Raw genomic sequence first — 11,429 nt, 5'->3', positions numbered from 1 at the left:
TGGCGTTGACTTTTGGCACGCTGTTGAGTTCTCAAGGAACGGACGCTTCCTTCGAGCCGCCTTCCAGCGGGCCCTCCGGGCGCTTCGTTCTTTCGCGTTTCCAGCTTATCAGATGTTTTCCGCTCCGTTTCCGGGGCTTCGTTCATCCAACTCGCCGGTGTCTTCCGGGGCTTGACGCCCTGTCCGACGTTTCAAACTCTAGCCGATCCCCGCTCCGAAAAGCGAATCCAGCCGCAATCCGATAAAAAGCGCACGCCGAATAAGCACCAGGCCGCAACGCGAAAAGCGAAACGACCGGTACGAACCGGAAGTGGTGTTTCAAGGGATTGGCTGCCGCGGGACCGTCCGCGCTCACGCGTGTCCGGTGCTCCCTGCCAGGCAGCTCGAAGAACTGTACGCGCATCTGCGTCCGGATGCAAACGACCTGCAAAAGGGGGCAGGCCGGGCCCCAGGGAGAGGGGTCCGGCCTGCTGGAGTCGGCTGGCTCAGCTGTTGGTGGGGAAGCCGAGGTTGATGCCGCCGTGGGACGGGTCCAGCCAGCGCTGGGTCACGGCCTTGCCGCGGGTGAAGAACTGCACGCCGTCCGGGCCGTACGCGTGGGCGTCACCGAACAGCGAGGCCTTCCAGCCGCCGAAGGAGTAGTAGGCGACCGGCACCGGGATCGGCACGTTGATGCCGACCATGCCGACCTCCACCTCGAACTGGAAGCGCCGGGCCGCGCCGCCGTCGTTGGTGAAGAGGGCGGTCCCGTTGCCGTACGGGTTGGCGTTGATGAGCGCCAGGCCCTCGTCGTAGGAGGCGACGCGCACGACGGAGAGGACCGGGCCGAAGATCTCGTCGTTGTAGACGGACATGCCGGGCTTCACGTGGTCGAACAGCGTCGGGCCGAGCCAGAAGCCGTCCGAGGTCGGGGCGCCGTTCCTGTCCTCGGCGGTGACCGGGTGCTTGCGGCCGTCCACCGCGAGCTCGGCGCCGTCGGCGACGCCGGACTCGACGTAGGAGGTGACCTTGTCGCGGTGCTGGCCGGTGACCAGCGGGCCCATCTCGGAGTCGCCGTTGCAGCCGGGGCCGACCTTCAGGGTGGCGATCCGCTGCTTGATCTTGTCGACCAGCTCGTCACCGATCGGGTCGACGGCGACCAGGACGGAGACGGCCATGCAGCGCTCGCCGGCCGCGCCGAAGCCGGCGTTGACGGCCGCGTCGGCGGCGAGGTCGAGGTCGGCGTCGGGCAGCACCAGCATGTGGTTCTTGGCGCCGCCGAGGGCCTGCACGCGCTTGCCGTACCGGGTACCGGTCTCGTAGACGTAGCGGGCGATCGGGGTGGAGCCGACGAAGCTGACGGACTTGATGTCCGGGTGCTCCAGCAGACGGTCGACGGCCACCTTGTCGCCGTGCACGACGTTGAAGACGCCGTCCGGCAGCCCGGCCTCCTTCCACAGCCCGGCCAGGAAGTTGGCCGCGGACGGGTCCTTCTCCGAGGGCTTCAGCACGACGGTGTTGCCCGCCGCGATGGCGATCGGGAAGAACCACATCGGCACCATGGCCGGGAAGTTGAACGGCGAGATGATCGCGACCGGGCCGAGCGGCTGGCGGATCGAGTAGACGTCGATGCCGGTGGAGGCCTGCTCGGTGAAGCCGCCCTTGATCAGCTGCGGGATGCCGCAGGCGTACTCGACGACCTCCAGGCCGCGGGCGATCTCGCCGAGCGCGTCCGAGTGCACCTTGCCGTGCTCGGACACGATGATCGCGGCCAGCTCGTCACGGCGGGCGTTCAGCAGCTCGCGGAAGGCGAAGAGCACCGTGCTCCGCCTGGCCACCGACGCCGTGCGCCACTCGGCGAAGGCCGAGGCGGCCGCTGCCACGGCCTGGTCGACCTCGGCGATCCCGGCGAAGTCCACCTGGCCGGCGACCTGGCCGGTGGCCGGGTCGAAGATGTCGCCGCGGCGGGGCGCCGCACCGGCGGTGGCGACCGGCTGACCGCCGATCCAGTGAGTGATGTGCTTGCTCAAGTCCGTCTGCCTCCGAAGTCCCGGGCGGCGTCCTGCCACCGGTCCGGTCTGGCGCCGCCCGAGAGAGGGCCGGGCGACGGAAATTCACGGGGCTACCGCGCTCATCTCCCAGTCTGGTGGCCACCGGGGCACGGCTCAACGAACAGGCTGACGGGGATCGCGGATTCAGCCTTACAGGTCGTCCGGTCGCTACGCCGAACGCGCGAGGCGGGGCGGCAGCCGGCTCAGGACTCCTCGTCCTCCAGATACGGGTCGTGCAGCCCGTCCGGCGCCTCCTGGGTCTCCAGCAGGTCGAGCCGGAGGTCCTGCGCCCAGGCGAGCGCCCACCGCTTGAGCCCGTCCACCGCCGCCGCCTCGACGCCCCGGGCGCGGAACCGGCCGTCCGCCGCCTCGGCCAGCGTCTCCAGCCGGTCGGCGAGCGCGCCCGGCTGGAAGTCCGGGTCCAACTCCGCTGCCAGTGCGAGTAGCTCACCCTCACGGTAGTTGCGGGTGAGGGCGTGCACGTCGATCAGGTCGCGTGGCATGCCCCGGTCGACCAGCAGCGCGGTGGTGAGCGCCGCCGCGTCCTCCAGGGCGACCACCGGCAGGACCACCGGCGGCTCGCCCGGCTCCGTCACCCCGCGGTCCGCCTCCGGAGCGCCGGGGCCCGCCTCCGGAACGCCGGGGCCCGCCTCCGGAACGCCGAAGTCCAGCCGGACCGGCCGGTGGCCGAGCGGCTCCTTCCGCAGTTCCACCGAGTGCGACCGCCCGCCCAGCGCCAGCCGTACGGTCAGCTGTTCCAGTCGCGGCGTTCCGGGTCGCTCGACGGCCACGCCGCCGGCCGCGCGGTACGCCTCGGCCAGCGCGGCGGCCACCTCCGGCAGGTCGGCCCCGCCGGTGGCCAGGGTGAGCCCGTCCTGCGGGCAGGCGGCGACACCGTGGGCGCGCAGCGCGTGCCCGCCGGCCAGCGCCAGGCCGTACCGGACGCAGACGGGCCCGGCGAGGGCGGCCAGCCGCAGCTGGGCGGGGCCAGGTCGGAGGGACGCGTCGACGGCGTGCGGGGCGGTGGTCACGCCTCCAGTCTGACCCGACCACCCGCCCCGCGCGCTGCCGCCGAGAACCACACGCCGTCGCCAAGCACCACACGCCGTCGCCAAGCACCACACGCCGTCGCCGAGCACCGCAGAGCCGCCGAGAACCACAGAGCCGCCGTCGACGACCTCACGCCACCGCCCGTGATCCCGTCATGATCCCGTCGGCGCGGGCCGCCCCGCGCTACCAGCCCCCGAGCCCTGCCGCCGCCTCGTGCAGGGCCAGCTCCAGCAGCACCGGGTCGTTGAGCCGCCCGGAGCCGTCGGGCGGCACCAGCCAGCGCACGCCCCGGCTGCTCCGCCCGGGGTGCGGGACGACGATCCAGGTGCCCTCCCCCGCGCAGCGCACTCCGGTGCCGACCCAGCGGGCGGCGGTGCCGACCGGCATCAGGAAGCTGACGTGCTCATCGCCGAAGTCGGCGAGGACCGGACCGAGGCCCGCCCCGAGGCCCGAACCGAGGCCCGAACCGAGGCCCGAACCGAAGGCAGGAGCGGAGGCCGAACCGGTGGCCGAACCGGGGCCGGGACCGACGCCCGGCCCGCCGGAGCCGCCGTGCAGGCCGCCCAGCACGTCCAGGGCGGCCCGCCCGAGCGGCCCCGGGACGGCGAGGACGTCCCATCGGCGCCCGGCCGGTAGCAGCACCAGGCCCAGCCCGCTGCGTTCCCACTGCTCCCGGAAGTCCTCCGGGTCCGCTGCCACCTGCGCGAGCCAGTGCAGTCCGGTGCTCTCCATGTCGTGTCCCCGCTTCTCGCCGTTCGTGCTGGTCGGGCGCGGCGGGATCACGAGACCCGCCGTCACCAAGGAGAGGCGGACGGCGGGTCCCTCTTACACGGGTCACGGGCACGTACCCGCCAGTACCCAGCGGTGGCCGGCGGCGGCCGACGGTTCAGCTGTCGAAGCCGAGCCCCAGCCGGTCGAGGGTGCGCAGCCAGAGGTTGCGGTGGCCGCCGTTGCGGTCGGCGCGCTCCAGCGAGCGGGTGGTGATCTCGATCCCGGCCCAGCGCACCGGTTCGGGCGGGAACGGCAGCGGCTTGGAGCGCACCATGTCCAGCTCGGTGCGTTCGGTGCGCTCGCCGGCGAGCAGGTCGAGCATCACCTCGGCGCCGAAGCGGGTGGCGCCGACGCCGAGCCCGGTGTAGCCGACGGCGTAGGCGACCTTGCCCCGGTAGGCGGTGTCGAAGAACGCCGAGAACCGGCTGCAGGTGTCGATGGCGCCGCCCCAGGCGTTGGTGAAGCGCAGCCCCTCCAGCTGCGGGAAGCAGTGGAAGAAGTGGTTGGCCAGGGTGCGGAAGGTCTCCGGTCGCTGGTCGTACTCGTGCCGGACGTGGCCGCCGTAGTGGTAGACGGCGTCGTAGCCGCCCCACAGGATCCGGTTGTCGGCGGAGAGCCGGAAGTAGTGGAACTTGTTGGCGCTGTCGCCGAGGCCCTGCCGGCCGCGCCAGCCGATCGCGGCGAGCTGCTCGTCATTGAGCGGCTCGGTCATCAGCGCGTAGTCGTACACCGGCACGACGTACGGACGGACGCGCTTGAGCAGGGACGGGAACACGTTGGTGCCGAGCGCGACCTTGCGGGCGAAGACCCGGCCGTACGGGGTGCGGGCGGCCATGCCGCTGCCGTGCTCCCGCAGCTCGGTGGCCCGGGTGTGCTCGAAGATCCGGACGCCCTGGCCCAGGCAGGCGTCCTTGAGGCCCCAGGCGAGCTTGGCGGGGTGGACCATCGCCACGCCGTCCTTGTCCCAGAGGCCGCCGAGGAAGGTCGGCGAGTTCACCTCGGCGCGCAGCTGGTCGGCGTCCAGGACGGTGAGGTCGAAGCCGTAGCGGGCGACGGCCTCGGCGACCTCGTGGAGTTCCTCGACCTGGTGGGGCTGGGTGGCGACGTCGATCTCGCCGGTGCGCTCCCATTCGGCGTCGATGCCGTAGCGCTTGAGGGCGGCCTCGATGGCGTCCAGGTTGGCGGCGCCGAGGCGTTCCAGTCGGCCGAGTTCGCCGGGCCAGCGCTCCAGGCCGTTGCCGAAGCCGTGGGTGAGGCTGGCGGCGCAGAATCCGCCGTTGCGCCCGGACGCGGCCCACCCGACCTCGTTGCCCTCGACCAGGACGACGTCCAGTGCGGGGTCGCGTTCCTTGGCGATGAGGGCGGTCCACAGGCCGGAGTAGCCGCCGCCGACGACCAGCAGGTCGCAGCTGGTGTCGCCGACCAGGGCGGGCAGCGGCTGCGGCCGGCCGGGATCCTCCAGCCAGAAGGGGGTGGGCCTGGCGTCACTGAGCGCGCGGGCGGAGTCCATGCATTATCAGCCACTTTCTACGGATAGAGGACGTGTTCGGGCCACCGCTGACCGACCGTAGGTCAGGCGGTGGCCTTTCGACGGTTGCCGAGCCACTGGCCGGCCACGGTCAGCGCGACCGCGGCGACGAACATCGCGGTGCCGATGACGTTCACCTGCACCGGGATGCCGCGCTGCGAGGCGCCCCAGACGAACATCGGGAAGGTGACCGTGGTCGGGCCCGAGTTGAACTGGGTGATGATGAAGTCGTCGAAGGAGAGCGCGAAGCTGAGCAGCGCGCCGGCGGCGATGCCGGGGGCCGCCAGCGGGAGGGTGACCCTCAGGAAGGTCTGGACGGGGGTCGCGTAGAGGTCCTGGGCGGCCTGTTCGAGCCTCGGGTCCATGCTCATCACGCGCGCCTTGACGGCCGTCACCACGAAGCTGAGGCAGAACATGACGTGGGCGATGAGGATGGTGGTGAAGCCGAAGGGGATGCGCATGTTGAGGAAGAGCGTCCCCAGCGAGGCGGCCATGACCACCTCGGGCATGGCCATCGGCAGGAAGATCATCGCGGTGGTGGCCGAGCGGCCGCGGAAGCGGTAGCGGGCCAGCGCGAAGGCGACCATGGTGCCGAGCACGGTGGCGCCGATGGTGGCGAGCACCGCGATCTGCAGGCTGAGCGAGAGCGACTGGCACATGTCGGCCACGCCGCAGGGGTTGGTCCAGGCGTCGGTGGAGAACTCGTTCCACTCGTAGTTGAACTTGCCGACCGGCTTGTTGAACGAGAAGGCCAGCACGACCAGGTTGGGCAGCACCAGGTAGGCCAGGGCGAGCAGCCCGGCCAGCACCACCAGGTGGGCGCGGACCCACTTCAGGATGCGGGACATCAGACCAGTTCCTCCGTCCCGGCCTTGCGCATGTAGACCGTCACCATGCCCAGGATCAGGGCCATCAGGATGAAGCTCAGCGCGGCGGCCGTGGGGTAGTCGAGCACGTTCAGGAACTGCTTCTGGATGCCGTTGCCGACCATCTGCTCGCTGGGCGAGCCCAGCAGCTGGGCGTTGATGTAGTCGCCGGAGGCCGGGATGAAGGTGAGCAGGGTGCCCGCGACCACGCCCGGCAGCGAGATCGGGAAGGTGACCTTGCGGAAGGTGGTGAACGGCCGGGCGTAGAGGTCGCCGGCCGCCTCGTGCAGCCGGGGGTCGATCCGCTCCAGCGAGGTGTACAGCGGCAGGATCATGAACGGCAGGAAGTTGTACGTCAGGCCGCAGACCACGGCGAGCGGGGTGGCGAGCACCCGGTCCCCGGAGGTGAGCCCGACCGCGTTGGTCACGTCCAGGACGTGCAGGGTGTTGAGCGCGCCGACCACCGGCCCGCCGTCGGACAGGATGGTCTTCCAGGCCAGCGTGCGGATCAGGAAGCTGGTGAAGAACGGCGCGATGACCAGGATCAGGATGACGTTGCGCCAGCGCCGGTTCGCCTTGAAGGCGATGGTGTACGCCAGCGGGTAGCCGATGGCCAGGCAGAGCACGGTGGCGATGGCCGCGTAGGAGAACGAGCGGACGAAGTGCCACTTGTACTCGACCAGGGCGTCCCAGTAGGTCGAGAAGTGCCAGGTGACCTTGAAGCCCTCTTCGAGCGACCCGGTCTGCAGCGAGGTGGACCCCTGGTACAGCATCGGCACGGCGAAGAAGACGACCAGCCAGGCGATGCCGGGCAGCAGCAGCCAGTACGGGGTGAGCTTGCGCCGCGGCTTCCGCTCCGGCTCCGGGAGCGGTACGACCTGTGGCGGTGCCGCCGGGGTGGTGGTGGTCACGCGGCCTCCTCCCCGGTGCCCGCGTCGATCGCCTGCGAGGCGTCCAGGGCGAAGGAGTGCGCCGGGTTCCAGTGCAGCAGCACGGGGGCGCCGGGGACGATCCGGGCGTCGCGCTCCATGTTCTGCTCGAAGACGGTGACCTCCTGGCCGCCGTCGGTGCGCACCACGTACTGGGTGGAGACGCCGATGAAGCTGGAGTCGAGGACGGTGCCGGCGAGCCTGTTGCGGCCCTCGGCGACCTCCTCGGCGGCGTGGGTGATGGTGATCTTCTCCGGGCGCACGCCCAGGTGGACCTGCTTGGCCCCGGTGGCGCAGCGGGCCTTCGGCACCGCGAGCCGGGTACCGGCCACGGTGAGCAGCAGGTCCTCGCCCGCGCCGCCGGTGACCTCGGCGGGCAGCAGGTTGGACTGGCCGAGGAAGTTGGCCACGAAGGTGGTGCCGGGGTTCTCGTACAGGTCGGCGGGCGCGCCCAGTTGCTCGACCCGGCCGCCGTTCATCACCGCGATGGTGTCGGCCATGGTCATGGCCTCCTCCTGGTCGTGGGTGACGTGCACGAAGGTGATGCCGACCTCGGTCTGGATCCGCTTGAGCTCCAGCTGCATCTGGCGGCGCAGCTTGAGGTCGAGGGCGCCGAGCGGTTCGTCCAGCAGCAGCACCTGGGGGTGGTTGATCAGCGCGCGGGCGACCGCGACGCGCTGCTGCTGACCGCCGGAGAGCTGGTGCGGCTTGCGCCGGGCGTACTGGCCGAGTTCGACCAGCTCCAGCATGGACTCCACCTGCTTCCTGACGTCCTTCTTGCCGCGCCGGCGCAGGCCGAAGGCGACGTTCTCGAAGATGTCCAGGTGCGGGAAGAGCGCGTAGCTCTGGAAGACGGTGTTCACCGGCCGCTTGTACGGGGGCAGCGCGGTGACGTCCTGGCCGCCGATCAGGACGGTGCCGCTGGTGGGCTCCTCCAGGCCGGCGATCATGCGCAGGGTGGTGGTCTTGCCGCAGCCGGAGGCGCCGAGCAGGGCGAAGAAGGAGCCCTGGGGGACGGTCAGGTCGAGCGGGTGGACGGCCGTGAACGAGCCGTAGGTCTTGCCGATGCCGGTGAGGCGGACGTCGCCGCCGGCCGTGTCGCGCAGCTGGTCTGTCATGGGGTGTCTTCCTGGGTCTGTCGGCCGGGGGTGGGGGTCAGGCGCCGATGAGCTTGGAGAACTTCTGCTCGAAGTCGCTCTCCTCGGCCTCGGTGAGGGTGCGGAACACGTGCGCCTTGGCCGCCATCTCGGGGGTGGGTACGACCAGCGGGTTGGCCGCGCTGTCCGGGGCGAGGGTGGCGAGCTCCTCCTTCATCCCGGTGACGGCGGAGACGTAGCCGATGCCCGCGACCAGCTGCGCCGCGATCTTCGGCTGATAGTAGAAGTCGATCAGCTTCTCCGCGTTCGTCTTGTGCCGCGCCTTGGCCGGGACCAGCATGTTGTCGGTCGAGGCGAGGTAGCCCTTCTCCGGGATGACGAACTCGATGTCCGGGTTGTCGGCGCGCAGTTGGATCAGGTCCCCGCCCCAGGCCACGCAGGCGGCGATGTCCCCGGAGGACAGCTCCTGGCCGTAGTCGTTGCCGGTGAAGCGGCGGATCTGCTTGTTGTCGACGGCCTTCTGCAGCCGGGCGATCGCGCCGTCGTAGTCGTCCGCGGTGAGCTTCGCCGGGTCCTTGCCCAGGTCCAGCAGGACCATCCCGACGCTGTCGCGCATCTCGGAGAGGAAGGTGACCCGGCCCTTGAGCTCGGGGTCGTCCAGCAGTTGGGAGACGCTGGTGACCTCCTTGCCCTTCGTCGCCTTGCGGTTGTACGCGATGACGGTCTGGATGCCGGCCCAGGGGTAGGTGTAGAGCCGGCCCGGGTCCCAGTCGGGGGCGCGGAAGCGGGCGTCGACGTTGGTGATCGCGGTGGTGACGTTCGCCGGGTCGAGCTTCTGCGCCCAGCCGAGCCGGATCAGCCGGGCGGCCATCCAGTCGGTGAGCACCACCAGGTCGCGGCCGGTGTCCTGGCCGGCCGCCAGCTGCGGCTTGACCTTGCCGAAGAACTCGACGTTGTCGTTGACGTCCTCGTTGTACTTGACCCTGATGCCGGTGGCCGCGGTGAAGGCGTCCAGGGTGCCGTGCTTCTCCTTGTCCTTCTCGTCGGTGTCGACGTACAGCGGCCAGTTGGAGAAGTCGACCTCCCTCTCGCTCTCCGAGAGGTCCTTGGCGGCGTTGGCGGTCGAGTCGCCGGTCGTTCGGGGGGCCGCCGGGATCCCGCAGGCGGCCAAGGTTCCCGCACCGGCGGTCAGGGCGGCGGCGCGCAGCAGGCTGCGGCGGCCGACCGCGGCCCGGCCGCTGGTCAGACTGCGTTCCCAGGCCTTGCGGACCGGTTCGGGCAGACCGCCGGTGAGTTCGTCGAACGCCTTGAACGCCTTGAACGCCATGGAACGGGCCTCCTGGGGAAGAGGGGTGCGTGGGGGAGCACCCCGGTCTGAGGGGGGGTTATCTGTCTCCGAAGACGGTGCGGTGCCAGTCCTTGCGGGCCACCGCGGTGGTGTCGAACATGACGTGCTTGACCTGGGTGTACTCGTCCAGCGAGTACTGCGACATGTCCTTGCCGTAGCCGGACGCCTTGTAGCCGCCGTGCGGCATCTCACTGATGATCGGGATGTGGTCGTTGACCCAGACGCACCCGGCGGCGATCTCCCGGGTGGCGCGCAGCGAGCGGTGCACGTTGCTCGTCCAGGCCGAGGCGGCCAGGCCGTACGGGGTGTCGTTGGCCAGCCGCAGTCCCTCGTCGTCGCCGTCGAAGGGCAGCACCACCAGCACCGGTCCGAACACCTCGCCCTGGACGATCTCGCTGTCCTGGGCGGCGCCGGTGATCAGGGTCGGCGCGTGGTAGGCGCCGCGGGTGAGGTCGAAGCCGTCGTGGCCCTCGGCCGGCGCCGGGCCGCCGGTGACGACGGTGGCGTAGGAGCGGGCGCGCTCCACGAAGCCGGCCACCCGGTCCCGGTGGGCGTAGGAGACCAGCGGGCCGAGGTCGGTGCGCGGGTCCCGCGGGTCGCCGATCCGGATCGCCGCGTACAGCTCGGCGACGCCGGCCACGAAGGCGTCGTAGAGCGGGCGTTGGACGTAGGCGCGGGTGGCGGCGGTGCAGTCCTGGCCGCCGTTGATCAGCGAGGCGGCGACGGCGCCGTGCACCGCGGCGTCCAGGTCGGCGTCGTCGAAGACCACGAAGGGGGCCTTGCCGCCGAGTTCCAGGTGGGTGCGCTTGACGCTCGCGGTGGCCAGTTCGGCGACCCGCCGGCCGACGGCGGTGGAGCCGGTGAAGGAGACCATCGCGACATCGGGGTGGGAGACCAGGTGCTCGCCCGCCGTGCGCCCGGCGCCGGTGACCACGTTGACCACGCCGTCCGGGATGCCCGCCTCGGTGCAGGCCCGGGCGAACATCAGCGAGGTCAGCGGGGTCAGTTCGGCCGGCTTGAGGACGATGGTGTTGCCCGCCGCGATCGCCGGGAGGATCTTCCAGGCGGCCATCTGCAGCGGGTAGTTCCACGGCGAGATCGAGCCGACCACGCCGATCGCCTCGCGCCGTACGTAGGAGGTGTGGTCGCCGGAGTACTCCCCGGCCGCCTTGCCCTCCAGGTTGCGGGCGGCGCCGGCGAAGAACGCGGCGTTGTCGACGGTGCCGGGGACGTCGAACTCGGTGGCCAGCTTGACCGGCTTGCCGGTCTGCGCGGTCTCCACCCGGGCGAGCTCGTCGGCGGCGGCGTCCAGGACGGCGGCCAGCCTGGTGAGCGCCTCGGACCGGGCGCCGGGGGTGGCGGAGGACCAGCCGGGCAGGGCGGCCCGGGCGGCGGCGACGGCGGCGTCCACGTCCCCGGTGGTGGCCAGCGCGACCTGCTCGACCACGCTGCCGTCGGCCGGGTTGACGACCTGGAAGGGCTCGCCGCTCCCCCGGGCCTGACGGCCCGCGATGTACTGCGCGCCCGCGCCGAAGTCGGTCAGGTCCATCTGGGTTCCTCCAAGTGCTCGCGGTTCGACCGCGCTGCGGCGAAACGCTTCCGCGGTGGGGGTCTGCGGTCCCGCTGACCTTGCCAACTGCGGGGTTGACGTGACAAGGGTCACTTCGCCAGTCTCGACACGAAGGGCCTTACAGAGTGCAAGGCTCCTCGCAGGGCAACAGGTCGTTCGGACGATGGATGATTCTCCTGACACTCTGCCCCCTCCCCTCTCGCCCCTCCCACCCCCTCCCCCGGCCCCCAGGAGGCCCGC

At 71.1% G+C, this 11,429-nt stretch carries 9 protein-coding genes; all 9 read right to left on the bottom strand.

Going from position 1 to position 11,429, the window contains the following annotated elements; all coding sequences use genetic code 11:
- Positions 1-485: 485 nt before the first annotated feature.
- Positions 486-2,009: a CoA-acylating methylmalonate-semialdehyde dehydrogenase gene (locus ACZ47G_RS35295; RefSeq protein WP_465749845.1), complete on the bottom strand. Its 1,524-nt coding sequence runs from the start codon at positions 2,007-2,009 to the stop codon at positions 486-488.
- Between the two features lie 224 nt (positions 2,010-2,233).
- Positions 2,234-3,061, bottom strand: coding sequence for a nucleotidyl transferase AbiEii/AbiGii toxin family protein (locus ACZ47G_RS35290; RefSeq protein ID WP_465749843.1), 828 nt, complete (start codon positions 3,059-3,061; stop codon positions 2,234-2,236).
- Positions 3,062-3,263: 202 nt separating this feature from the next.
- Positions 3,264-3,812, bottom strand: coding sequence for a hypothetical protein (locus ACZ47G_RS35285; protein ID WP_465749841.1), 549 nt, complete (start codon positions 3,810-3,812; stop codon positions 3,264-3,266).
- Positions 3,813-3,966: 154 nt separating this feature from the next.
- Positions 3,967-5,361 carry an NAD(P)/FAD-dependent oxidoreductase gene (locus ACZ47G_RS35280; protein ID WP_465749839.1) on the bottom strand — a complete coding sequence of 465 codons (1,395 nt, stop codon included), beginning with the start codon at positions 5,359-5,361 and terminating at the stop codon, positions 3,967-3,969.
- A 62-nt stretch (positions 5,362-5,423) separates the two neighbouring features.
- Positions 5,424-6,227: an ABC transporter permease gene (locus tag ACZ47G_RS35275; protein ID WP_380453324.1), complete on the bottom strand. Its 804-nt coding sequence runs from the start codon at positions 6,225-6,227 to the stop codon at positions 5,424-5,426.
- Positions 6,227-7,156 carry an ABC transporter permease gene (locus tag ACZ47G_RS35270; RefSeq protein WP_465749837.1) on the bottom strand — a complete coding sequence of 310 codons (930 nt, stop codon included), beginning with the start codon at positions 7,154-7,156 and terminating at the stop codon, positions 6,227-6,229. Before ACZ47G_RS35270 ends, ACZ47G_RS35275 begins: the two co-directional genes overlap by 1 nt.
- On the bottom strand, positions 7,153-8,292 hold the full coding sequence (locus ACZ47G_RS35265) for an ABC transporter ATP-binding protein (RefSeq protein ID WP_465749835.1): 1,140 nt from the start codon (positions 8,290-8,292) through the stop codon (positions 7,153-7,155). The genes ACZ47G_RS35270 and ACZ47G_RS35265 overlap by 4 nt, the downstream gene beginning before the upstream one ends.
- A gap of 37 nt (positions 8,293-8,329) precedes the next feature.
- Positions 8,330-9,598: a polyamine ABC transporter substrate-binding protein gene (locus ACZ47G_RS35260; protein WP_465749833.1), complete on the bottom strand. Its 1,269-nt coding sequence runs from the start codon at positions 9,596-9,598 to the stop codon at positions 8,330-8,332.
- 58 nt (positions 9,599-9,656) lie between these two features.
- Positions 9,657-11,168, bottom strand: a complete 1,512-nt coding sequence (locus tag ACZ47G_RS35255) for a gamma-aminobutyraldehyde dehydrogenase (RefSeq protein ID WP_465749831.1) — start codon at positions 11,166-11,168, stop codon at positions 9,657-9,659.
- Positions 11,169-11,429 lie beyond the last annotated feature (261 nt).

The sequence above is a fragment of the Kitasatospora sp. NPDC030952 genome (assembly GCF_055571335.1).
The sequence above is the reverse complement of the archived record's forward strand: the minus strand, read 5'-3'. Positions and strand labels throughout refer to the sequence as shown.

What these genes read in the sequence shown, in the direction of transcription:
- ACZ47G_RS35280 (WP_465749839.1), bottom strand. Translation starts at nt 5,361, where the DNA reads ATGGACTCCGCCCGCGCGCTCAGTGACGCCAGGCCCACCCCCTTCTGG.
- ACZ47G_RS35255 (WP_465749831.1), bottom strand. Translation starts at nt 11,168, where the DNA reads ATGGACCTGACCGACTTCGGCGCGGGCGCGCAGTACATCGCGGGCCGT.
- ACZ47G_RS35275 (WP_380453324.1), bottom strand. Translation starts at nt 6,227, where the DNA reads ATGTCCCGCATCCTGAAGTGGGTCCGCGCCCACCTGGTGGTGCTGGCC.
- ACZ47G_RS35260 (WP_465749833.1), bottom strand. Translation starts at nt 9,598, where the DNA reads ATGGCGTTCAAGGCGTTCAAGGCGTTCGACGAACTCACCGGCGGTCTG.
- ACZ47G_RS35265 (WP_465749835.1), bottom strand. Translation starts at nt 8,292, where the DNA reads ATGACAGACCAGCTGCGCGACACGGCCGGCGGCGACGTCCGCCTCACC.
- ACZ47G_RS35285 (WP_465749841.1), bottom strand. Translation starts at nt 3,812, where the DNA reads ATGGAGAGCACCGGACTGCACTGGCTCGCGCAGGTGGCAGCGGACCCG.